The following is a 23,675-nucleotide window of genomic DNA, read 5'->3' on the forward strand; positions in this document are numbered from 1 at the left end:
GTCAATCAATCCAAATAAGCATATGTAATCCCCTCTCCGCCCCGGTCTTGGTGTTCATCTTCCATGCGGGTAACTTCGCCATACTTCTGCAAGTACGCTCGGATAAATTTACGCAAAATACCATCTCCTTTTCCATGGATAATCTTCAGGCTGGGAAAACCCATCATAAGTGCCCTATCCAGGTACTTCTCAATTTCGGCAAGCGCCGCCTCCGTACGCATGCCACGGACGTCTACCTCCGGACTGAAGTTCAGGGCGTTATCTGCCAGTTTGGTATGACGCGAGCCTTGCCCCCCGGCTTTGGGTTTTTTCTTATCGATGAGAACGACATGACTTCTTTTTTGTACGGTACGGAGTTCACCCATGGCCAACACCAGGTTATTCTTGGCGATACTGATGACCTCGGCCTCGTTTCCTGTGCCGAGTATCTTGACCCAATCGCCCACTTGTATGGCAACCGTTTCTTCCGGTTTTTGTTTTGCCCCACCGGCCGATTTCGTCGTCGACGGCGCATTTTTTTCCAATTCCCGGTCGAGTTCTTTGCGAAGAGTCTTGGTCTTGGCCTTATCGGCCTGGCTTTCGCGGATACCCGAAATGGTGTTTTCTACCAATTTATTTGCGTTTTGGATAATCGCGCGAGCTTCTTCTTTCGCTTTGTTGATGATGGTTTTTTTGTTTTCCTCCAAGTATGTCTGCAATGTGTCGTTTTCAGCCTTCAGTCGGGCGAGTTGCTCCTCTTTTCGGCTTAAGGAAACTTTCGCGTCATAGACTTCTTTCTTGTCGCGTTCCAAATCCACCAACAGCGTATCCACCCGTTTCTGCTGTTTTCCGATTTTTTGTTTGGCCGCATGCAGGATATGCTTGCCCAAACCAATCTTTTCAGCAATCTCAAACGCGTACGAGCTGCCCGGCTTACCGGTTTGCAAAATATAGAGGGGACGCATAGCCACATTGTCGAAAAGCATCGATGCGTTTTCGACCCCTTCCGTATGGCTAGCAAACACCTTTAAATTGGAATAGTGGGTGGTTATCACTCCACGTACCTGTTTACTGTTGAGCGCTTCTAACACTGCTTCCGCAATAGGACCACCGAAAAGTGGGTCCGTACCCGTACCAAATTCGTCGATAAGCACTAAAGTCTTGGCGTTAGCGTGCTCCGAAAAATACCTCATTTTGCTGAGGTGGGCACTATAGGTACTAAGATCGCTTTCGATGGACTGGTCATCGCCGATATCGGCGAATACCTGCCGGAATATACCAACCTGTGATGTAGGATCGGCGGGGATAAGCAAACCCGCCTGAACCATCAGTTGCAAGAGTCCGATCGTTTTCATACAAACCGACTTGCCACCTGCATTCGGCCCCGAAACCACCACGATCCGTTGGCCGTCGCTAATGGTGACATTCAACGGCACGACTGTCTGTTGCGTACCCTTGAAGTTCCGGGATAATAAGGGATGCCGTGCATGAACAAGCGAGATGGATGCATCAGCAACCAGCTCTGGCATATAGGCATCGATTTCGAGGGCAAAACTAGCCTTCGCCCGTACAAAGTCTACCTTGGCGAGGAGCCTATGGTAATCGATCAGCAAGGGCACATGTGGCCTGAGCTCGTCGGTAAGAGCGGTAAGGATGCGTACGATTTCCCGCCGCACCTCAAACTCGAGGTCGCGCACCTTATTGTGGAGATGAAACACCTCTTCTGGTTCGATATAAGCGGTTTGTCCCGTGGCCGATTCGTCGTGTATCCACCCCTTCACTTTGCGTTTGTTTTCGGCAAGTACCGGAATACATAACCGGCCATCACGCACGGTCAGATTTCCATCGGCGGTCCACCCTTGCTGTTGTGCTGCCCGGAATACGTGGTCGATACGTTTCCGGGCTTCCTGTTCGGCTTTGGCAATATCGGTCAGCATACTGGCCAACGCGGGCGATGCATGAGATTTTACCTTTCCCTTGGCGTCGATTACCCGATCAATGGATACCAGGATATCCTTTTCTATTGGCAGGTGTTCGAATAGCGCTTCGAGGTTGGGGTATTGACTACTCCGTTCATTGAAAAAGCGGATAATCGCAAATACAGTACGTAAAGAAAGCATGAGCTGGAAAAAATCTTCCTCGGCGAGGAAAGCACCTTCTACACGCGCTTTTTCTACCAAAGGCCTGATCGGATACAGGTGATCTACCGGTAGTGGTGTGTCATTGGCTAGCAGCTCCTTGAATTCAACCGTCTGGCGAAGGAACCGGTTAACCTGATCAAAGCGGATCTGTGGCTGAATCCGGTATACGAGTTCTTTTCCCATGTCACTGAGACATTTGTCGGCAATCAACGCTTTGATTTCAACAAAGCCAAGTTTCTCTAGGGCATTGTCCGGAAAAGTCATCGTCACTTGATTTTTTTAATGGGCTTCAGCGCAGGCTGGGTACGCTCGTCCACTCCTGGTGCCTGTGCGGGTGGCGGAGCCACCGGCTTGGCAGGCATTGCATTTGGGCGGTCTTCCAGTGAATTGATGGCCGGTAGGCCAAGAGCCTCCATCATACGTTCGCGTAGCAATGTATAAGTTACCGGTACGGGTTGGCCATATTGGAGGCTGTCCGGGCCATCTTGGTATAGAAGATAACGCTTACGTTTAAAATCCAACGAATCGCGCGCTACCTTCTGTAGACTATCTGTGCGTCGAGCTGTTATGATGGAGTCGGCTCTTCGTTGGGCACTGTATTTTTCTTCTATCGCTTTTTGCTCGGCAGTATTGTATGCTTCCAACCGCTTTTCGATGCCGATGTAAAGCACCTTCATGATCGCTGGCCGCGACGAATAGAATTTGATGCTCCGCTCAAATGTCGTGGAATCAATCGCATAGCGATTGAAAATCGCCTCATAATAAGCATTACGGTACACCCTTGCCGAATCGGCCATCATGGATGCCAGTTGACCATCGGCCACATGCATATCCAACAACATAGCCTCCATCTGCGGTTGCGGCACCACCCCTTCGGGCAATTGGTCACCGCAAGCACTACTGAAAATTAATACCGATAATAAAATGATTATCAGACGCATGTATTTACCTTGCCTCATCTATCGCTACGCCTTTATCGCCTATCCGCCAATTCCGGTGCTCCGCCCTTGATGGATACCCGCAGGTTTCGTAGTTTTGTGCAAACTTAGACAAATTGCTTTTTATATGCAATTGTTCATCATCACACAAATGCAGTAGTGGATATATGGATATAGCCGATCAGATTAAAACCATCAACGACGAGTTGACCCGTTTGAATGTCACGTTGGTTGCCGTCTCCAAAACCAAACCGGTTGAGGCGGTTCAAGAGGCGTATGACGCCGGTCAACGGATTTTCGGAGAGAACATCGTTCAGGAGCTCCTAAGTAAATATGAGGTGTTACCCAAAGATATCCAATGGCACCTCATTGGCCACCTACAGCGCAACAAGGTAAAATACATCGCCCCATTCGTTGCGCTTATCCATTCCGTAGATAGCCTGAAGCTCCTGAAAGAAATAGATAAGCAGGCGGCGAAAAGCGACCGCGTCGTGGACTGTCTGCTACAGGTACATATCGCCGAGGAAGAAACCAAGTTCGGGCTTGACCACGCGGAATTGGTTGAGCTGTTGCGGTCTGAAGAGTTTATCGCGTTGAAGCACGTACGCATTCGGGGACTGATGGGGATTGCTACCAATACCCCCAATGAACGGGAGGTCAAAGCGGAATTTGACGAATTAAAGTCTCTGTTTGACGGTGTTAAGGTCAGTTTTTTCAGACAAGCAGACCATTTTGACACCTTATCTATGGGAATGTCTACCGATTACAAACTAGCAATCGAACAGGGTTGCACCATGGTTCGGCTGGGAAGTACCATTTTCGGCAGCAGGTAATGGACGGAGACAACAAGTGATGCTACGGTAAAACAATGATCCAACACGGTTATAGCGGGATGGCTTGGCAAGTATTGGAATGGAATGAACCAGCCATCCAATTTTACAAGAAATATGGAGCGACTTTTGACGGTGAGTGGATAAATGTATCAATCGCTGGTCGTGAAAGTGATCAGTCAAAAAAATAACAAGCAATGGAAATTAAGAGGCTCACCGCATGTAGCATACTTATTGGTCTTGCATTCACCGCATGCCAGCCCAATGCGCGCAAACAGGACAAGGCAAATCGTGGCATTGAAATCGATACGCTGACCTATACGTACGAGGATTATATCAAATACAGTAAAAACCTCATAAAGACAAGCGAAACCACCGATACAACTTTTTATGCTGCGTCGTATCCCGTGTTCCATGACTCTGCTGCCAACAGGTTTGTTCGAACAGCCTTGTTAGGCAGTGATACTACCACAGTAGAAGAAGCAGCAAGTACATTTATTGGCGAATTCGACCGCTTTTACGCTTCAGACCCTTTTCCGCGTGTATGGACATCGGAGTCGCATGCCAAAGTGTATAGCAATACGCCTTCATATCTGGCACTCGCCATTCATGCCTCGTCGTATACCGGTGGCGCCCATGGCAACTATGCAACCCTCTTCAAGCACTATGACTTGCAGGCCAACGAGTGGCTCACACTGGATGATATCGTGACGCCGTCGTTCCAGAATGAATTGACGGCCGTAGGAGAACGCTATTTCCGTACCCAGGAAAATCTTGGCCTTGATCAACCGCTCGAAGATGCTTACTTTTTCGATGACGGTCAATTTAGCCTGCCGGATAATTTTGCCCTCGAACCCGACAGCATGTTGTTCTTATACACGATTTATGAGATAAAACCATACGTCTACGGCGAGACCGAGCTCCGTATCCCCTACACCGATATCGAACGGCTTTTGACGGATCGGTCCAAACGGATCATCGCTGAATTGAACACCCCAATCGAACCTTAATGCAAGTATTCAAATTTGGCGGTGCGTCTGTCAAAGACGCCGAAGGTGTAGCGAACCTAGGTCGTATTGTCACAACGCATCGTGATAATGCGTTGCTCATTGTCGTATCTGCCATGGGTAAGACGACCAACCTGCTGGAGGAACTGGTACAGCGGTACATGGATGGCATAGCCCCCGCAGCTGACCTGCTCGACGCAGCCAAAGAGTACCACCGCGGGATTACTACGCAACTCTTTCCCGACAGCGCCCACCCGGTACACAACGAGGTAGCCAATCGCTTTGTGGAAATCGAATGGATATTGGAAGAACCTGCAATGGATCCATATGACTACTTGTACGACCAAATCGTTGCCGTGGGTGAGTTGGCTTCCACGACTATTATAGGCCACTATCTGAATGCCATCGGACTGAAAAGCCGATGGATAGATGCCCGGGATTTTATTCTTACCGATAATACACACCGCGAAGGCCGCGTGGACTGGAAGAACACCGCTGTTCGCATACAAGAGCGGTTACCCGAGTTACTCGAAAGTCAACTCGTGGTCACACAGGGCTTCATCGGCTCCACCACTGAAAATTTCACCACCACATTGGGTCGAGAAGGGTCGGATTACTCGGCGGCCATTTTCGCCGCCTGCCTCGATGCAGAAAGCCTAACCATCTGGAAAGATGTGCCCGGAGTACTAAATGCCGACCCAAAATGGTTTGACCAAACGGAGCTTATTACAGAGCTATCGTATTTGGACGCCATTGAATTGACTTATTACGGTGCCACTGTTATCCACCCAAAAACCATAAAACCGCTACAGAATAAGAACATTCCACTCTTCGTAAAGTCATTTGTCGATATCGATAATGGTGGCACGCAAATTAAACGTACCAAGGAGTCGCTGCCGGTACCCTCGTTTATTTTCAAGGTAAACCAAGTGCTGATTTCCATACTACCCAGAGATTTTTCATTTATCGTTGAAGATAACCTCAGTGATATCTTCAGTCGTTTCCACGCGCATAAAATCAAGGTTAACATGATGCACAACAGCGCCGTTAACTTCTCAGTAAGTATCGACGATACCGGAAGCAACGTTGCTGCCTTGCTCACCGATCTCCAAGCGCGATACGATGTTCAACACCAAAGTGGACTGGAACTTATCACAATACGGTACTACAACCAGCAAACGATCGACCGTGTACTGGTGGAAAAGGAAATCATCATGGAACTGAAAGACAGTTACACCTGCCAGCTTTTGGTGCGTAAACTATAACCATAAAGCTTTACCTTTGTATTCATGACAACACGAATAAATCTTCTTTCAAAGCTTGCTGCCGCCGCTTTCATCACAGTAGCCCTGGCGTGCAATAACCGTGGAACAACGAGGCATTCCGACCAAGAAGTCCCTCCGGCCACCTCTTCGGAGCAGGCTCACGCAACAGCATCTTCGAGCCATCAGCCCCAACCACCGACCCCCACAGCCGAACCAGCGGTATCGATACCCGACTTTACATTCTATATCCTAAAAAGCGGCATCCGGTTCACGAAAGACGATTTGGCTAAAACTGGAAATATCGTTTTTGTGTTGTTTGATCCCACATGCAGCCATTGCCAGCAGGAGGCTAACGACATTGGTAAACATTACGACCAAGTGAAAGATGCCAACTTCTACTTTGTATCAATGAACGACCCCGCCTTGATGGCCTCATTTCTGGATACTTGGGCAAAGCCATTGGTCGGCAAGGAAAACGTGGAAGTGCTTTACGACCGAGGAGCAGATTTTATCAATAAGTTCCACCTTCCATCGCAATACCCCGCTACATACGTTTACGGCGCGGGCGGTGAATTGAAAGAATTTTGGAATGGTGAGCGCGATGTTAACGAAATCGTAGCGGCCATCAACAAATAGCCCATTCGTTAATCGTACGGTTGCTACTGGCTACGTTTTTGAATTGTGTTTTGTGGGAGGGTGCTCACTGAATTTTCGTTTTGTTGCTGGATTCGTGGTTTTTGGACTTTTTGGTATATGTCCATGAGCCGTTTTTCGGGTTACCGCCTGCTCATCTTCATTGCGATGGCGGGTTGAATCTTGGGGTTCGAATTTTTCTTCCTTCTTCATACTATCAAAACCCCGAGCCCTGCAATTTGTTTCCGCGCGCACAAACGAAATACGTAACTTTGGTCACAACAAGACCGTATAACATAATTGAACATGCTGAACGTTGCCATTAATGGATTTGGCCGCATTGGCCGCAATACCCTACGGAACATCCTACTCCGTAAGCAAGGTGATTTTGCCGTCACGGCCATCAATGATATCACCGATGTACCCACCTTGGCCCATCTGTTTAAATACGACTCGGTACATGGCCCTTATCCTGGCGAGGTGGTGGCTGATGGCGATCGATTGATAATCGATGGGTATCCTCCTATCTGGATTGTGCGTGAACAAGTGCCAGCCCAATTGCCGTGGGCGTCATTGGCTATAGACGTCGTCATCGAATCGACCGGAAAGTTCACGACGAAACATCACGCCGTTCAACACCTCGATGCCGGCGCCAAGCAGGTCATTATCTCGGCCCCATCGGCCGATAAGGAAATCCCTACGGTAGTCTTAGGCGTAAACGACGATCAGATCGACCTTCATACACCAATTTTCTCAAATGCATCGTGTACCACCAACAACCTAGCTCCCTTAGTGAAGGTTTTGGACGACCATTGGGGAATCGTGGACGGGTATATCACGACCATACACAGCATGACGGGCGACCAAAGCTTACACGACCGACCGCACCGTGATCTACGGCGGGCACGGGCGGCTTCGGCATCCATCATACCCACCTCCACAGGCGCCGCCAAGGCCATCACCAACGTTTTTCCGCATTTGGAAGGTAAACTGGGTGGTGCGGGTATCCGGGTGCCGGTGCTGAACGGGTCGCTCACCGATTTCACGTGTACCTTAAGGAAGCAGCCGACAGTCGAAGAAATCAACGCCACTTTTAAAGCTGCCGCCGCCGGAGACCTAGAGCATATTTTGCAATACACAGAAGATCCCATCGTATCGGTAGATATCATCAACAACCCATACTCATGTGTGTTTGATGCACAATTGACTTCGGTTGTAGGAGGACTGGTAAAGGTTGTCGGTTGGTATGACAATGAATATGGATACGCAAACCGTTTAGTGGATCTATTGGTCCGGTTAACAGCAAATGGTTAAGCCACATGAAAAAAGGGAAGCCGATTGGCCTCCCTTTTTTACTAACAAAATCGATATCGGTTCTTAAAACGTTATTTTACTGCATCAATAACGGCTTTGAAAGCCTCCGGGTTGTTCATTGCCAAATCGGCAAGCACCTTACGGTTCAACCCGATGTTTTTGGCATTCAACTTACCTATCAATTGCGAGTAGGAAACCCCATGCTCGCGGGCACCGGCATTGATACGTTGTATCCACAACGCCCTAAATTCTCGTTTTTTGGTCTTGCGGTCGCGATACGCGTACAACAATCCCTTTTCTACTGTATTCTTAGCAACGGTATAAACCTTGCTGCGCGATCCATAATAGCCTTTGGCCATTTTGAGGATCTTTCTGCGTCTTCTTCTCGACGCTACTGCGTTAACCGAACGTGGCATAATTTTTACTTTTTTTGGTAGCAGGCGCCGTGTTTCGCAACGGTCTTACAACCCATTACCTGGTTATTAATTACTAACTACTATGTACTAAGTACTACTTCCCGATAACGAGCATACGCTTCACGTTGCCCATATCGGCTTCAGACACGAGACCGGTCTGCGTCAGATTGCGCTTCTGTTTGGTGCTTTTCTTGGTCAGGATGTGACTCTTGAAAGCATGCTTCCGGGCAATTTTACCTGTTCCAGTAAGCTTGAAACGCTTCTTCGCACTGGAATTGGTTTTCACTTTTGGCATGATTACTAATTTTTATATCGACTTGTTAGTATTTATTTTTTTGCGGCCGTCTTAGGCGCTACCGTAAGGAACATGCGCTTACCCTCCAATTTTGGCAACAACTCTACCTTGCCATAATCTTCCAAAGCCTGGGCAAAACGCAACAACAGGATTTCGCCCTGTTCCTTATATACAATGGCCCGACCCTTGAAATGCACGTACGCGCGGACCTTTTCTCCGGCCTCTAAAAACTTAATGGCATGTTTGAGCTTGAATTCAAAATCATGGTCGTTCGTATTGGGACCAAATCGGATTTCTTTGATGACCGTTTGCTTGGCGTTAGACTTGATCTCCTTTTGCTTTTTCTTCTGCTCGTAGATAAACTTGCTGTAGTCTATAATCCGGCAGACAGGTGGAATCGCTTTGGGTGATATCTCCACCAAATCCAGTTCCAATTCATCGGCAAACTCCAATGCCTTACGTGTGGGGTATATCCCCTGTTCGATATTGTCGCCTACCAATCGTACCTCGGGTACCCTGATGTGTTCATTGATACGATGCTCCGGTTCCTTCTTTCTGAATGGTGGCCTCGGGCCTCTGAATCCTGGTCTTTTTAATGCCAAATGTTCAACTAATTAAACGGTTATCTCTTTTATTAACTGCTCACTGAATGACTTTACGCTCATTGTCCCCAAATCGCCGGTACCATGTTTCCTGACAGAAACGGTACCATCCGCCTCTTCCTTCTCACCCACAATAAGCATGTAGGGGATTTTCTTCAATTCTGCGTCCCTGATTTTGCGGCCGACCTTCTCGTCACGCAAGTCCAGTAGGCCGCGAATATCGGAATTATTGAGCGATTCTAAAAGTTTTTTCGCATATTCTTCGTATTTCTCCGATACCGGAAGAATGATGAATTGCTCGGGCGACAACCATAATGGAAACTGACCCGCACAATGTTCAATCAAGACCGCCACAAAGCGCTCAAGCGAACCGAACGGGGCGCGGTGTATCATTACCGGCCGGTGCTTCACATTGTCACTACCCGTATATTCCAGTTCAAACCGCTCGGGTAAATTGTAGTCTACCTGAATGGTCCCGAGCTGCCATTTCCGTCCCAACGCGTCCTTCACCATAAAGTCGAGCTTCGGACCATAAAAGGCGGCCTCACCGTACTCTACCACCGTGTTCAAGCCTTTCTCGTTCGCTGCTTCGATGATATCTTGCTCCGCACGATCCCAATTTTCGTCCGTCCCGATGTATTTTCCTTTATTCTCTGGATCTCGGAGTGAGATCTGCGCGGTATAATCTTCGAAACCTAACGCACTGAAAACGTAGAGTACCAAATCAATAACCTTCTTGAACTCATCTTTCACTTGATCGGGCCGACAGAACAAATGGGCATCATCTTGTGTAAACCCGCGAACGCGCGTCAAACCATGTAACTCACCACTCTGTTCGTACCGGTACACGGTGCCGAACTCAGCATAACGGATGGGCAGATCTTTATACGATCGTGGTTTCGTTTTGTAGATTTCGCAATGATGCGGACAGTTCATCGGCTTCAGCAAGAACTCCTCTCCTTCCTGTGGGGTGTGGATGGGCTGGAATGAATCCGCTCCATATTTTTCGTAATGCCCCGAAGTAACATACAGATTTTTATGGCCAATATGTGGCGTCACCACCGGCTCATAGCCCGCCTTGACCTGCGCCCGCTGCAGGAAATCGATTAATTTCTGGCGCAGGCGCGCTCCTTTGGGCAACCACAGCGGTAACCCCATACCTACTTTCTCCGAAAAAGCAAATAACTCCAGCTCCCGCCCCAACTTGCGGTGGTCACGTTTTTTAGCTTCCTCGATCATGTGCAGGTAGTCGGCCAATTCTCCGGCTTTCGGAAACGTTACGCCGTAGATGCGGGTCAGCTGTTTGCGGTTTTCATCGCCCCGCCAATAGGCGCCCGCAACGTTGGTAAGCTTCACGGCCTTTATAAAACCCGTATTCGGGATGTGCGGACCGCGGCACAAGTCGGTAAAATTGCCCTGCGTGTAGAACGTGATCGTGCCGTCCGGCAAATCCTTGATGAGGTCCAGCTTGTACTCATCGCCTTTATCCGTGAAATATTCCACCGCCTCGGCTTTGCTTACGGGTTTACGCACATAGGCGGCTTTGGTGCGTGCCAATTCCACAATCTTGTCTTCAATTTGCTTGAAATCATCGGACGAGAATTCACGGTCGCCGAAATCGACATCGTAGTAAAATCCTGTTTCAATGGCCGGGCCGATACCAAACTTGATACCCGGATATAACGCCTCCAATGCCTCGGCCATTAAATGCGCCGACGAGTGCCAGAATGTAGATTTCCCTTCCTTGTCGTTCCAGGTGAGCAAGCGTACCGTAGCGTCGTGTTCAATGGGGCGCGATGCGTCCCAAACCTCGCCGTTTACCTCGGCAGCCAATACATTGCGGGCCAAACCTTCTGAAATGGATCGGGCGATTTCCATCGCCGACGTTCCCGGCGCATATGGCCGTACGGAACCGTCCGGTAGAGTGATTTTTATCATTTACAAGTATGATTTCGTGTTAAAATAAAAAAATCCAATAAACCACAATACAAGTGTGATTGTTAGTTCGGTTGCAAAGGTAAAAAAGAAATCTAGAATATTATCCCAAACCGTACCGTCATCCGATTAAGCGCGTACCGCGCGGTATGGAAAGAGTCGATGCCCCACGCAGCGGTAGCCGTATGTTCGGCTACTGCCTGTCTTTTATAGCCGATGTTGACCAAATAGCGGTCTCTCCCACCAGCCTTCCAACGCACGCCAATGGCCGGATGGAATACCATGCCACCTTCATGCCACTCACTGGCGGTCTTTTTCTCAAGCCAGGTAAACCCATACCCTATGTCTACCCCAATGTGGGGTGATACCTTCGTGCGGGGTAGCACGGCCCGGCCGCCTACGGCTATCGGTACCACATGCAGACCGAAATACTCATCTAGGCCAGCAGCAAGCCCCATGCTGAGTACGCCGTCGAACTGTACGCCATGGAAAGTCTGCACGGTAGCGGCTACAGGCGAGAAAAAATTCGCCCGCGACCACATGATGCCGATCTCCGTCTCGTTCGTGTAGGTAACCGTCTGCCCCCGCAGGGGCGTTGCTATCGCCGTAATGCCCATTACCACGGCGGTGAGTATATTATGCTTCCATCGCATACTTAACTATTTCGTGCTGATACAGCTGAGCAAGCGGAGTTTTGCCGGGTTGCTGTAATCATATTGGCATACACCGGCGGGGCCGGTTACAATCAGCGATTTCGGTGCCGGTATGAGGTCGATGGCACCTTTCCCTTTATGGTGTTCAAGCAGACTTTCACCGATATGCATCACGTCGGTCGCGTCAAAGCTTTTCAGTCCGAAATCGCCTTCGCAGATATACAGGTGGTTTTCCCGCAGACCCAACCCATGTGGGTTGTCCATCGGGTACGATTTGAGCAATTTGGGGTGGTAAAGGTCTTTAATATCCAGCACATGCAGCGCGTTTTCGCTCATGCGGCACGTGGTGCCCGAACGCAGGGTTACGAACGCATAATCGTCATTCACCACCACAGGGTCGCAGGCCATCACATGTTGATATACGGCCATCGGTTCGGGCGCCGAGGGCGTGCTCGCGTCGTAGATGTGCATGCCGGTCATCGATCCGATGAAAAGCTTCTGTTTATAGGGGAATATGGTTTCGATGCCCCACCCCAACGGAATATCTTTGACAAACTCCGGCTTATTGGCTTGATGTACGTCAAACAGCCGCAGCGACTGCTCATCTACCGCATACAGGTGCCCACCCATCAGCGTAAACCGGGCCATCGAGCCACCCTGCCCGTAACTCGGGGCCGAGAAGTCGCCCGACGCGAAGGCCACTTCATTATTCCATACCACGCCCCCTCTCCACCTCCTTCCTTCTTCGGTGGTGACGGTGGTGATGATCGTATCTTTGTAGGTTATGAACATTTCACGCTGCATATCAAAGAACATATGGGGAAACACGTCTTCTACCCGTTCCACTAATTTCACATTGCGGATGTTACTGATGTCGAAGGCCAGAAGGTCGATGTAGCTATCGGCATACAGAATGTTGCTGTTCACCGCCATATCCACGTTGCCTGGCACACTGATGAAATTGATGTTTTTCGGATCCGATGGATTGCGGTTGTCCACGATGTGGATGCCTTTCTGCGGTTCGTTGATGAACAGGTAATCGCCATACACGTAGATCTTGCCGGTTTCGGAAACGCTTTTCGGTGGTTTGACACCCACATCCATGCGCCGGAACGCATCGACCTCCATGTAAACCGGTACCTGCGTATGGTAGGTAACGGTGCGTTCTACCTGATCGCGGCACGAAGAAAAAAGCGCTACGACAGCCAACAGCACGCCCATCCAACGACTAGACGAACGACCATGGTTTGATTTTCTTTTCATAATCAACTCAAGTTTTTAGGAACCTAAAATGGTATTTTTAACGATAACGGACACAACGATCCAAACGCTACAACGTAAAACAAAAAAGTGAAACACGGCCCTATCTAAAATTCCTTATCTTTGGGCCCTCGTAACAAGATATGGCACACCAGGTTCCCGAAGACGGCACATTACTTCCACTGATGGAGCAATTCTACACCATTCAGGGTGAAGGGTATCACACAGGCAAAGCGGCCTATTTTATCCGCCTTGGCGGATGCGATGTGGGTTGCCACTGGTGTGATGTAAAAGAAAGCTGGGATGCCGAGCTTCATCCCCTTACATCAGCAGACACCATCATCGAACAAGCCAAACAACACCCCTCCAAAGCGGTGGTGGTAACCGGAGGTGAACCGCTACTATATAACCTCGATTATTTAACCCATGGCCTACAGGAAGCGGGCATCCAGACGTTTATGGAAACCTCCGGCGCTTATCCGTTAAGCGGCTCTTGGGATTGGATTTGCCTCTCGCCGAAGAAATTCAAATCGCCCCTACCCGATGTGATTGCGGCAGCCGGTGAACTGAAAGTCATCGTGTTCAACAAGAGCGATTTCGCGTGGGCCGAGCAACATGCCGCCCTTGTGCCTGCCACCTGCAAACTTTACCTGCAGCCCGAATGGTCGAAAGCCCAGGAAATGACCCCGCTTATCGTTGACTACGTGATGCAGCATCCCAAGTGGGAAATCTCCCTGCAAACGCATAAATACCTGAATATTCCGTAAAGGGCACGTCGATCGCAGGACTGCGGTAATTTTGGACGAGAATAGTTTTTTGGAACATTTTTTGACCCTTTCATCTTAAAATAGTAGATTTGCTTATCGCCGATACTGCGATGGCTCATATACTAGAACAAAAACTAAAAGAAAAACAATGATGAAAAAAATCGCTACAATATGCGTTGCATTGGTTGCTTTTGTTTGCACCACTGCTTTGGCACAACAAAACAGCAAAGCGGAGTTTAAGTTTGATAAAGAAACCCACGATTTCGGTAAAATCCCGCAAGGGACGCCCGTAACTCATGTATTTACTTTTGAAAACGTGGGCACGGAACCCATCATTATCAGTGAAGTAAAACCGTCATGTGGCTGTTCTGTCGCTGAGTTTACAAAAACTCCCGTCAAACCGGGCGAAAAAGGCAAGATATCCGTTACCTACAACGCTGCGGCCAAGCATCCCTTTACAAAAAACTTTACCGTGCGTTCCAACACGAAGACGCCGGTGAAAACCTTGTACATCAAAGGAGAAGTAACTAGCTAGTAAACAACACGTTTACGAAATAAAAAAACCGCTGTTTCCAGCGGTTTTTTTATTGGGCTTGTTAAATCAAATCCGTAATATTGCACGAGAATTGTCCCGTAATATGCCACCAATAGCTATAAAGGCCCGCGAGATGCCGGCTTCTCCGATCCGTAAACTAACACCTTATGCCGATAAGGCAAAGGCCGAAGGAAAGCAGGTGTACCACCTCAACATCGGCCAACCCGATATCGAAACCCCGCAAGGGATGCTGGATGCCATTCGCGGGGTCGATTTCAAGGTGTGGGCGTATACCCCTTCCGAGGGTACGGCTTCCTATCGGGATAAGTTGAGCGGCTATTACAATAACCTAGGATACAACATCACTTCTACCGATATCCTCGTAACCAATGGCGGATCGGAAGCCATTACCATTGCCATGCAGGCTTGTATAAACCCCGGGGAAGAAATCATTATCCCAGAACCCTTTTACGCCAATTACAACAGTTTTGCACGCTCGGCTGGCATCGTGGTAAGGCCCATCCTCTCCTATATCGATAATGGGTTTGCACTACCTCCAATCACAGCATTTGAGGAAATTATCACCGAGAAAACCCGAGCTATCGCCATATGCAGCCCCAACAACCCGACAGGCTACCTTTACTCACGCGAGGAGTTGATAGCCTTGCGCGACCTCTGTATTAAACATGATCTTTTCCTCTTAGCAGACGAGGCCTACCGGGAGTTTTGCTACGACGGTCGTGAATTTATCTCTCCGATGCATTTAGATGGTCTGGAACAACATGTGGTGATATTGGATACCATAAGTAAACGATACAGTGCCTGCGGTGCACGGCTAGGCTGTATGATCACGAAGAACAAGGAATTGTGGGAGGTAGCATTGAAGTTTGCCCAGGCCCGCCTTAGCCCGCCCGCCGTGGCCCAAATTGCGGCAGAGGCAGCGGTGGATACGCCGCAAAGCTATTTTGATGCGGTGAAACGGGAATATGAGGCCCGCAGAGATGCGTTGGTTAACGGTTTAAACGGGATTGAAGGCGTTTACTGCCCTCATCCGGGCGGTGCATTTTACGTATTGGCCCGCCTGCCGATAGATGATGCGGACCGGTTTTGCCAGTGGATGCTGGAACATTTTACCTACGAGAACCAAACGGTAATGATGGCGCCAGCGAGCGGCTTTTACAGCACACCGCATGCAGGTAAAAATGAGGTGAGGTTAGCTTATGTTCTGAATACGAAAGACTTGAAAATATCACTATTATGTATCGAGAAGGGACTCGCGGCCTACCCCGGTCGTCAGTGATGTCCTAGTCGACACCTACAGCCGATCGAGCACAAACGCTAGCTGTTCAGCTTCATCAAGTTCAGTATTGTCTAAAATGACAGCATCATCAGCACGAACCAGTGGGCTCTCGGCCCGGGTGGTATCGATGTAGTCGCGGTGCGCAAGGTTTTCAAACACCTCTTCCAGCGTGATGTCATCGCCTTTACCTTTCAATTCAAGATAGCGCCGTTCGGCACGTATCTTCGGGTCGGCAGTCATGAAAATTTTCAGGAACGCATCGGGAAAAACGGTTGTACCGATGTCGCGGCCATCCATCACGATGTTTTTGTCCCTACCCATCCGCTGCTGCTGGGCCACCATCGCCTCGCGGACGGCCTTAATGGCACTAACCTCACTCACGTAGTCCGACACGTACATCTGTCTGATTTCATCAGATACGTCCTTGTCATTTAACGAAATGCGCGTATTTCCGGGCTCGATATGAAAATCGATATGGATTTGATCTAGCGCAGCGGCTACCTTTTCGGCACGTGCAACCGGCACGGCATTGCGGATAAAATACAGGGTAACGGCTCGATACATTGCGCCACTATCGATATAGAGGTAATGCAGCTTTTCCGCTAACGCCTTGGCTAACGTACTTTTCCCGCAGGAGGAATAACCATCAATGGCAATGATTTTATTCGCGGTGGCCATGGAATCAGCTTTGTCCTCCAATGAGCACCCCGGGTTTATTGAGTACTGGAATTTTAATCAGATTATCGTCGATGATGCTTTCCGGGAGAAAAATATATTTCTTGTCGTATATGGTGCCATCCACATAGTAGCTGAGCCAATATTCATTGGTAAGACCAAACACCTGCTCATCTATAGCCTCGATCCTAGCGTAATCATGCGGATCGATATCACCAATAAAATGCCGCAAAATAGAAGTCTTAACCTCCTTTTCGTCCTTAACCCCGTAGCCTTTTGAACTGACCATTACGTTGTTAATCGGCTCGTCTTTGTCATTGATTAGGTATACATTCCATGTTGTGCCGGAAGGCGCCTCGCCTTCCAGCACCACTGCGATGGAAACATCCTCGACGATATTCGGGGGTAAATCCTTTTTCATTTCCTCCCTCTTACTTTTTTCTTTGGTTTTTTCTCATCCTCGGCAGCCCATTTGACGACATCTTCATACGTGATGCTGCTCACCTCTGTCCCTTTGGGTATCTTAATATTCTGTTTACCGAAGCGTATGAATGGTCCCCAACGTCCGTTTTCGATACGCGCGTCAGCGTTTTCCTCAAAAACTCTAATGATTTTCTCTTTGTCTTTCTGCCGTTTATCCTTAATGATTTCAATGGCTGCGTCCGTGGTGACATCGAGTGGATCCACCCCTTTGGGGAGTGAGAAAAATGCATTATCGTGTCGTATGTAAGGACCGAAACGACCAATGGCAACAGTCATCTCTTTATCTTCGAATTCGCCCACCTTCTTGGGAAGCTTAAATAAATCAAGCGCCTCCTCAAACGAGATGGTTTCAATCATTTGGCCAGGCCGCAGGCTGGCATAGCGGGGCTTCTCCTCATCATCGGCAGTCCCAATCTGCACCATCGGACCAAAGCGGCCAATACGAACGCTCACCCGCTTGCCGGTTCCCGGCTCCTCCCCCAGCTCCCGTTCGTTGGTTGCACGGTCGGCATGCTTTGTGGTCGTTTCCACCTCTTGGTGAAAAGGTCCATAGAAACTATGCAGCATCGCTGTCCACTCCTTCATGCCCTGGGCTATTTCGTCGAACTCTTTTTCCACTTTGGCAGTGAAATTGAAGTCGACAATCCCATTGAAGTGTTCAACCAGAAAATCATTTACCACCGCGCCGATATCAGTAGGGAATAACTTCGATTTTTCGGTGCCAGTGGTTTCGGTTTTTGTTTGTGACGATATCGAACCGCCTTCCAACTCCAGCACCCGGTAATCGCGCGGCTTGCCATCGCGGCTTTCTTTGACCACGTAGCCGCGATTTTGAATGGTGGAGATTGTTGGCGCGTAGGTAGACGGGCGACCGATGCCCAGTTCTTCCAGCTTTTTGACCAAGCTTGCTTCCGTGTAGCGTGCCGGCGGGCGCGAAAAACGTTCCGTTGCCGACATCTGTTTCATATGCACCCCTTGTCCCCGTTGTAAAGGTGGCAGCAATGCATTATCGGTATCGCTATCGAAGTTTGGTTCGTGTTCATCGTCCGTCGATTCGAAATATACTTTCAAAAAGCCATCGAACCGCATCACCTCACCATTGGCCACCATTTCTTCTTGGCGTGTAGACACGCCGATTTTGGCCGTCGTTTTCTCAAATTCCGCCTCACTCATCTGCGATGCGATAGCGCGCTTCCATATCAACTCATATAACCGCCGCTCCGCGTTGTCTGCCCCGATGGTATGTTTGTCGAAATAGGTTGGTCTAATCGCTTCGTGGGCCTCTTGTGCCCCGGCCGCCTTGGTACGGTACTGGCGGCGCTTATGGTACGTATCGCCATAGGCAGACCTGATCTCCTGCTCTGCGCCTTGAAGTGCGGTATCACTCAGGTTGACCGAGTCGGTACGCATATAAGTGATGTGCCCTGCTTCATAGAGACGCTGGGCAACGGACATGGTACGCGCTACTGAAAATCCAAGTTTCCGGCTGGCTTCCTGTTGCAATGTGGAGGTCGTAAATGGTGCTGCCGGATTACGTTTCGAAGGTTTCGTCTCCAAACTATTGACCACAAAATCCGCCTCCATGCAATCGGTAAGGAAGCGTTCTGCATCGGCGGCTTCGGTAAACCGCTTGGGCAGTTCCGCCTTGAACAGCTCCTTGATATTATCGGTATGGAAAATGGCTACGACTTTGAAAGCAGCCTCCGCCGTAAACCGATTGATTTCCCGCTCACGATCTACGATCAGCCTAACGGCCACGGATTGCACACGCCCTGCAGAAAGAGACGGCTTTACCTTCTTCCACAACACGGGCGAAAGCTCAAAGCCCACCAAGCGGTCGAGTACCCGCCGGGCTTGCTGCGCATTGACCAAGTTAAAGTCTATTCCGCGCGGGGTTTCAATAGCCCGGAGGATAGCGGGCTTGGTAATCTCATGAAACACGATGCGCTTGGTTTTTTTATCATCGAGACCCAACGTTTCATAAAGGTGCCAAGAAATAGCCTCCCCCTCACGGTCCTCATCCGATGCCAGCCATACGGTTTCCGCCGATTTGGCCAATTTCTTCAACTCACTCACAACCGCCTTCTTATCAGCGGGGACTTCATAACGCTGCGTAAAATTATTAGCTGTATCGATTGCATCGTCAGTTTTTACCAAATCGCGGATATGACCATAGCTCGATTTCACAAGAAAATCTTTACCAAGGTACCCTTCTATTGTTTTTGCTTTCGCTGGTGACTCTACAATCAGTAAATTCTTTGCCATTGATCTTGTTGGATTTCTGCAAACTTAGATAAATTTGTTTTATATGCAATAATTTGGGTTGCATGTAAACAATTTATTCATGTAAATAGCCTCCCATAACGCAGTCATGAACTGCCCTGCGTTATCGGTCTCTAAACGATTTACTGAGCAAAGGGAAAATCAAAAAAAGATATCCAGCAAGAAAAAACAGGCAAACACGACAGACGCCACGCCATTGGTGGTCATAAACGCCCGGTCTACTCTACTTAGGTCTGTTGGACTGACAATACGGTGCTGATAAACGAGTAATGCACAGTAGAAAATCACACCAACAAGGTAGAGCCACCCGAGTGGAATGACCAGCATAGGAAGAATCACGAAGATGGCCGACAGCACATGGAAAGCACTCGAAACGCGAAGTGCCGTGTGCTTACCGAGCCATACGGGGATGGAGCTGAGGCGATGCTCACGATCGAACGACTCATCCTGCAAGGCGTAGATGATATCAAAACCGGCGACCCAAAATAAAACTGCACAGGCATAAAATACGGGTACGATATGAAACGTGCCCGAAACAACCAAATAGGCGCCAAGGGGCGCTAGACCAAGTCCCAGCCCCAATATAAGATGACAAAGCGGCGTGAACCGTTTGGTGTAGCTGTAACCCAATACCACCGCCAACGCAACCGGGGACAGGTAAAAGCAAATAGGGTTGATAAACCAAGTGGCTGCGACGAAAAAAATAGCATTGGCAATGGTGAAGCCCAAAGCTTGGCCGGCACTGATGCGGCCTGCCGGAATATCGCGCGTAGCGGTACGCGGGTTCGCTGCATCGATTTCACGGTCTAAATAGCGATTAAACGCCATCGCAGCATTACGAGCAAACACCATGCATGCCAACATCAATAATAACTTCAACCAATCGAAATCCGCTGTTGTGGTTTGGACAGCGAGAAAAAAGCCGATAACGGCAAAAGGAAGGGCAAAAACACTATGGGCAAAAAGGACCAGTGAAAAATATTTTTTCATTGAAAGTTCACGTTGATTTCATCGATAGCAGTCAATAGCTCCTCGCACCCCGCCCGTGTCTCTGACGAGGTAAGGAAATGCATAGGTGTTTCCTCAAACCATTGAAGCAGTGCATTGTGGAACCGCTGTACGTTTGCGTTTGCTTTACCGAGCGATAGCTTGTCTGCCTTGGTAAAGACCAATAAAAACGGTATACTATTTTCGCCCAGCCAGCGGCAGAAATCCAAATCATTCTGTTGTGGCTCATGCCGACTATCAATTAGCACGAAAACACATTGCAGGTTTTCGCGAACGGACAAGTACCGTCGGATGAATTTCTCCCACGTGGCACGATTGGTTTTAGACGTCTTGGCAAATCCATATCCCGGCAAATCCACCAGATACCATGCATCATTGATCAAAAAATGATTGATGAGCTGTGTTTTTCCCGGTGTTTGCGAAATCTTGGCCAACTGGCGGTTGCCGGTAAGCGCGTTGATAAGCGACGATTTACCTACGTTGGAGCGGCCGATAAACGCGTACTCGGGTAGATTGGCCGGTGGTAACATGTCCACCCGGGTATTGCTGCACACAAATATCGCTGTTTTTACCACCACGTTGCAAACTTAGGTAAATTTTGCCATCCGGTTAAGCCCTTTTTGGGCAATTGCTCAAAATATGTACCTTAGCCCGGTATAAAATGAACTCACACCTCACGTATCGCCACAGCGTTGGTCTACTATGCTGCTTATTGGCGGCAATAACCTTCAGCGGATGCCTCACCCGTAAGAATGCCCTCCCATCGGGCAAAACCGTAACCCATACGCCGCGTAAACATGCGTCAAAAGGATCAATTCTTACAGATGCATCATCCGCACCAAAAAATGTGCGCACGGGGAAACAATTGCTCGAGAGCTACGCTTCCGTATTGGGCGTACCCACCGGTGAATTGCAACGTCCCGAACTATATCGCTTCATAGACGACTGGATGGGTGTGCCGCACCGTACAGGAGGAACCAACCACCGCGGGCTGGACTGCTCGGCATTTGTAGGACTGGTGATGCAGGAGGTGTATAACATGGAGGTTCCACGGACATCAAAAGATATGGCTGAGCACATCAAACGGAAGTATGAGCGGCAGTTGAGAGAAGGTGACCTTGTTTTCTTTTCTTTCGGTCGACGAAATATTGATCACGTGGGCATCTACCTGCACAACCACAAATTTGTACATGTATCTACCAGCAAGGGCGTTATCATCAGCGACCTGCGCGATCCGTGGTACTATCCCTATTTCACCCGAGGGGGAACCGCGCGATAAACGACCGCCAACTCATTTTGAAAGCTTCTCCACTTTCCTTAGTTTAGCAACGCAAATAAACATTAACTACGAAATTATGAATAAGCTATTGAGCATTGCATTACTGACATTAGTTGTGGCAGGCTGCCAACAGACGCAGAAGCAGGAAGAAGCAGATGTTCCCCAAGTAGATCCCAACGCCATTACATGCGATGGTATCGGACCGGTGAAACTGAGTTACAGCTATGCGGCGTTAGACAGCGCAGTTGGCGCCAATAACCTGGAAAATGGAACAGCGACGGTGGACGGCCAAACCATACACACCACGAAAGTGTTTCCGAATGAGGCCGAGGAAATTACCGTCTACTGGGCGGAGAACAAAGAGCCTTACACTACTGCCACAAAAATTTCCATTGCGAATAATTTTGGCCCCTACCAAACTGCCGAGGGGCTGCGTGTAGGGTCTACGCTGAATGAGGTAAAGGAATACAATAACTTCATGCCCATTACAATGAGCAATTTTTATAATAACATTGATGGGTTTGCGAGGATACGGAGTTTCAATGGCGGCGATATCGAAACCAACTACCCATGTCTTACCGGCAAGCTAGATATCATCAAGCAACGTGCCGTTGATGTACGGACGTTAGACGAAATAAAACCCCAAGCGGAATTAAAATCGTCACATAAACTCTTCAACGCGCTTGATGTGGAAGTGGTGGAATTGAGCATTTCAGCGGAATAGCTACTCTATTCCCATCACCCGTGCCACGTTGTCCTTTAGTTTGGTTACATCGGTTTTCAATCCGCCGTACAAGGACAGCACGTTGACCGGCCGTTGCTGGATCCGCCGAAAATTGTGGAGCCAACCCATTTCGACAAATAGAAAGAAACTACCGATTCTATAATCCGCGCCCACGCCACTACGCAGCGTGGGCGTAAGATGCGCCGAAGTTTCGATGGTTACCTTGCTAGCGTCCGGTAAAACAACTGCTCGGGGCTCTACGACAACTCCCACACCGGGCCCTGCAAATGCATAAGCATTGAGTTTATCCACTTGTTTGCGGATACCACCAGCGAGGTTGAGGATATAGAAGTTACTACGGCCACGGTCCAGATTATACGGATAATCGGGATCGGAGGCCTGCTGGTTATAGCGAAAAGTCAGGAAATCGATAGAAGGGTACACAAAATAATGCCTGTTGCCCAGTGAAATGTCTAGCCCGAGGCTATTCGAGAATTTCGCCTGCAACACGTCGTTGGTTTCACCCAATGCAAACCCCCATCCCATTCCACTGGTAACAAATACCTTACGGTGATGAAGCGAATCTGTTTCGGATTGGGCCATGGCGTTTCCGATGAGTAGCATAGTGAAAAAAAGGAAGTATCTTTTCCGCATCGTTTCTAATTCAATCTGACACTAAAACAGGGACCACAGCAAAAGGTTTTCAACCTTAGAGATAACCCTTGCTTTGTGGGCCATGGTTAAACAGCAAATCGACAGTACTCAGGTCCGCAATGAACCCATGCTTAGCCGCAAATACTTGGTAGTATGGCTGTCGGCTACCTATAGTCAGGTTCTTTTTCGGGTGAATGGCCTGCCGGAAGTCGGTACCCGGCGGATAATCAGCGCGGTAATTTGCAGTATGCCCCACCTCTTTATCTATTTTCATTAACCGGAGCAACAGCATCAACTGGGCTTCATTGAAGTCGAACAACCATTTGAAACGCTGCTGATAAAACGGAGCAAAATCATCCTCGTAATATTCGAAATACGCCGAACTACGGTAGGCCGACTGTAGGCTGGCCCAATGCAAGCGCTGCCATTCAGCCTCATAACTGATCCGTACATCTTTCATGGCGGTATGGCTTTTGCTACCATGCTGCACCGGTATGATCAGATCGAGCTTGCCATTGGCAGAATAGATAGATGTACGGTTCCGGTAGGTCTGCTTCGTATAATGCTCAAACCGCTCAAGCTGCACAGGCATCGAAGAGCCATTAAGCACGCTGAAATAGGAAACCGGAGGTAAATAACAAACCGGCAAAATGTTAGGGTTGTCCATGTATCGCGAGAAATATAATTTGCGATGTAAAC

The 23,675-nt window shown here is 48.9% G+C and carries 26 protein-coding genes; 10 read left to right on the forward strand and 16 right to left on the reverse strand.

Annotated features, from left to right (window positions below; all coding sequences use genetic code 11):
- Positions 1-5 precede the first annotated feature (5 nt).
- Both U9S71_RS09405 and U9S71_RS09410 read right to left on the reverse strand, forming a co-directional pair.
- On the reverse strand, positions 6-2,384 hold the full coding sequence (locus U9S71_RS09405; protein WP_326327003.1) for an endonuclease MutS2: 2,379 nt from the start codon (positions 2,382-2,384) through the stop codon (positions 6-8).
- A 2-nt stretch (positions 2,385-2,386) separates the two neighbouring features.
- Positions 2,387-3,079, reverse strand: coding sequence for a DUF4296 domain-containing protein (locus tag U9S71_RS09410; protein WP_326327005.1), 693 nt, complete (start codon positions 3,077-3,079; stop codon positions 2,387-2,389).
- Between the two features lie 146 nt (positions 3,080-3,225).
- Between U9S71_RS09410 and U9S71_RS09415 the strand changes: the two genes are divergently transcribed.
- From U9S71_RS09415 to U9S71_RS09430, 4 genes are all read left to right on the forward strand, one after another.
- On the forward strand, positions 3,226-3,891 hold the full coding sequence (locus U9S71_RS09415) for a YggS family pyridoxal phosphate-dependent enzyme (protein ID WP_326327007.1): 666 nt from the start codon (positions 3,226-3,228) through the stop codon (positions 3,889-3,891).
- A 194-nt stretch (positions 3,892-4,085) separates the two neighbouring features.
- Positions 4,086-4,898, forward strand: a complete 813-nt coding sequence (locus U9S71_RS09420) for a DUF3298 and DUF4163 domain-containing protein (protein WP_326327009.1) — start codon at positions 4,086-4,088, stop codon at positions 4,896-4,898.
- On the forward strand, positions 4,898-6,160 hold the full coding sequence (locus tag U9S71_RS09425) for an aspartate kinase (protein WP_326327011.1): 1,263 nt from the start codon (positions 4,898-4,900) through the stop codon (positions 6,158-6,160). Before U9S71_RS09420 ends, U9S71_RS09425 begins: the two co-directional genes overlap by 1 nt.
- A 24-nt stretch (positions 6,161-6,184) precedes the next feature.
- Positions 6,185-6,796 (forward strand): peroxiredoxin family protein, encoded by a 612-nt coding sequence (locus U9S71_RS09430; protein ID WP_326327012.1) that lies wholly within the window; start codon positions 6,185-6,187, stop codon positions 6,794-6,796.
- A gap of 30 nt (positions 6,797-6,826) precedes the next feature.
- Here the strand turns inward: U9S71_RS09430 and U9S71_RS09435 are convergent, their stop codons facing one another.
- Complete coding sequence (locus U9S71_RS09435; protein WP_326327013.1) at positions 6,827-7,006, reverse strand: hypothetical protein; 180 nt, start codon at positions 7,004-7,006, stop codon at positions 6,827-6,829.
- 93 nt (positions 7,007-7,099) lie between these two features.
- Here U9S71_RS09435 and gap point away from each other — a divergent pair, with 93 nt between their 5' ends.
- On the forward strand, positions 7,100-8,107 hold the full coding sequence (gene gap / locus U9S71_RS09440; protein ID WP_326327014.1) for a type I glyceraldehyde-3-phosphate dehydrogenase: 1,008 nt from the start codon (positions 7,100-7,102) through the stop codon (positions 8,105-8,107).
- A 71-nt stretch (positions 8,108-8,178) separates the two neighbouring features.
- On the opposite strand, the gene rplT is transcribed toward gap, so the two are convergent.
- The 6 genes from rplT to U9S71_RS09470 all read right to left on the reverse strand — a co-directional run bounded on the left by rplT (position 8,179) and on the right by U9S71_RS09470 (position 13,271).
- Complete coding sequence (rplT, locus tag U9S71_RS09445) at positions 8,179-8,523, reverse strand: 50S ribosomal protein L20 (RefSeq protein WP_326327016.1); 345 nt, start codon at positions 8,521-8,523, stop codon at positions 8,179-8,181.
- Between the two features lie 94 nt (positions 8,524-8,617).
- Positions 8,618-8,818, reverse strand: coding sequence for a 50S ribosomal protein L35 (rpmI, locus tag U9S71_RS09450; RefSeq protein ID WP_262249005.1), 201 nt, complete (start codon positions 8,816-8,818; stop codon positions 8,618-8,620).
- 32 nt (positions 8,819-8,850) lie between these two features.
- Positions 8,851-9,420: a translation initiation factor IF-3 gene (infC, locus tag U9S71_RS09455; protein WP_326327017.1), complete on the reverse strand. Its 570-nt coding sequence runs from the start codon at positions 9,418-9,420 to the stop codon at positions 8,851-8,853.
- A 12-nt stretch (positions 9,421-9,432) separates the two neighbouring features.
- On the reverse strand, positions 9,433-11,358 hold the full coding sequence (gene thrS / locus U9S71_RS09460; protein WP_326327019.1) for a threonine--tRNA ligase: 1,926 nt from the start codon (positions 11,356-11,358) through the stop codon (positions 9,433-9,435).
- 92 nt (positions 11,359-11,450) lie between these two features.
- The gene (locus tag U9S71_RS09465) at positions 11,451-12,008 is read right to left on the reverse strand and encodes a hypothetical protein (protein ID WP_326327021.1); all 558 of its coding nucleotides are present in this window, start codon (positions 12,006-12,008) and stop codon (positions 11,451-11,453) included.
- A 6-nt stretch (positions 12,009-12,014) separates the two neighbouring features.
- Positions 12,015-13,271, reverse strand: coding sequence for an LVIVD repeat-containing protein (locus U9S71_RS09470; protein WP_326327023.1), 1,257 nt, complete (start codon positions 13,269-13,271; stop codon positions 12,015-12,017).
- 140 nt (positions 13,272-13,411) lie between these two features.
- Between U9S71_RS09470 and U9S71_RS09475 the strand changes: the two genes are divergently transcribed.
- The 3 genes from U9S71_RS09475 (at position 13,412) to U9S71_RS09485 (ending at position 15,870) form a co-directional block, all read left to right on the forward strand.
- Complete coding sequence (locus tag U9S71_RS09475; protein WP_326327025.1) at positions 13,412-14,035, forward strand: 7-carboxy-7-deazaguanine synthase QueE; 624 nt, start codon at positions 13,412-13,414, stop codon at positions 14,033-14,035.
- Positions 14,036-14,183: 148 nt separating this feature from the next.
- Positions 14,184-14,570, forward strand: a complete 387-nt coding sequence (locus U9S71_RS09480) for a DUF1573 domain-containing protein (RefSeq protein ID WP_436410315.1) — start codon at positions 14,184-14,186, stop codon at positions 14,568-14,570.
- Positions 14,571-14,673: 103 nt separating this feature from the next.
- On the forward strand, positions 14,674-15,870 hold the full coding sequence (locus U9S71_RS09485; RefSeq protein ID WP_326327027.1) for a pyridoxal phosphate-dependent aminotransferase: 1,197 nt from the start codon (positions 14,674-14,676) through the stop codon (positions 15,868-15,870).
- 15 nt (positions 15,871-15,885) lie between these two features.
- Here U9S71_RS09485 and cmk read toward each other — a convergent pair whose 3' ends face one another.
- The 5 genes from cmk to yihA all read right to left on the reverse strand — a co-directional run bounded on the left by cmk (position 15,886) and on the right by yihA (position 20,897).
- Positions 15,886-16,548 (reverse strand): (d)CMP kinase, encoded by a 663-nt coding sequence (gene cmk / locus U9S71_RS09490; RefSeq protein WP_326327028.1) that lies wholly within the window; start codon positions 16,546-16,548, stop codon positions 15,886-15,888.
- A 4-nt stretch (positions 16,549-16,552) separates the two neighbouring features.
- A complete protein-coding gene (locus tag U9S71_RS09495; RefSeq protein ID WP_326327030.1) occupies positions 16,553-16,966 on the reverse strand; it encodes a hypothetical protein in 414 nt (137 codons plus the stop codon).
- Positions 16,963-19,293, reverse strand: coding sequence for a type I DNA topoisomerase (topA, locus tag U9S71_RS09500; RefSeq protein ID WP_326327032.1), 2,331 nt, complete (start codon positions 19,291-19,293; stop codon positions 16,963-16,965). The genes U9S71_RS09495 and topA overlap by 4 nt, the downstream gene beginning before the upstream one ends.
- A 159-nt stretch (positions 19,294-19,452) precedes the next feature.
- Complete coding sequence (locus U9S71_RS09505) at positions 19,453-20,301, reverse strand: UbiA-like polyprenyltransferase (protein WP_326327034.1); 849 nt, start codon at positions 20,299-20,301, stop codon at positions 19,453-19,455.
- Positions 20,298-20,897 carry a ribosome biogenesis GTP-binding protein YihA/YsxC gene (yihA, locus tag U9S71_RS09510; RefSeq protein WP_326327036.1) on the reverse strand — a complete coding sequence of 200 codons (600 nt, stop codon included), beginning with the start codon at positions 20,895-20,897 and terminating at the stop codon, positions 20,298-20,300. Before yihA ends, U9S71_RS09505 begins: the two co-directional genes overlap by 4 nt.
- 83 nt (positions 20,898-20,980) lie before the next feature.
- On the opposite strand from yihA, the gene U9S71_RS09515 reads away from it, so the two are divergent.
- Positions 20,981-21,598 (forward strand): C40 family peptidase, encoded by a 618-nt coding sequence (locus tag U9S71_RS09515; RefSeq protein WP_326327037.1) that lies wholly within the window; start codon positions 20,981-20,983, stop codon positions 21,596-21,598.
- A gap of 76 nt (positions 21,599-21,674) precedes the next feature.
- A complete protein-coding gene (locus tag U9S71_RS09520) occupies positions 21,675-22,322 on the forward strand; it encodes a lipoprotein (RefSeq protein ID WP_326327038.1) in 648 nt (215 codons plus the stop codon).
- Here the strand turns inward: U9S71_RS09520 and U9S71_RS09525 are convergent, their stop codons facing one another.
- Together U9S71_RS09525 and U9S71_RS09530 are read right to left on the reverse strand one after the other, a co-directional pair.
- On the reverse strand, positions 22,323-22,946 hold the full coding sequence (locus U9S71_RS09525) for a hypothetical protein (RefSeq protein ID WP_326327040.1): 624 nt from the start codon (positions 22,944-22,946) through the stop codon (positions 22,323-22,325).
- A gap of 85 nt (positions 22,947-23,031) precedes the next feature.
- Positions 23,032-23,643 (reverse strand): WbqC family protein, encoded by a 612-nt coding sequence (locus U9S71_RS09530; protein ID WP_326327041.1) that lies wholly within the window; start codon positions 23,641-23,643, stop codon positions 23,032-23,034.
- Positions 23,644-23,675 lie beyond the last annotated feature (32 nt).

Origin of the sequence: Parapedobacter flavus, from assembly GCF_035818675.1 — a bacterium.
GTDB classification, from domain to species: Bacteria; Bacteroidota; Bacteroidia; order Sphingobacteriales; family Sphingobacteriaceae; genus Parapedobacter; species Parapedobacter flavus.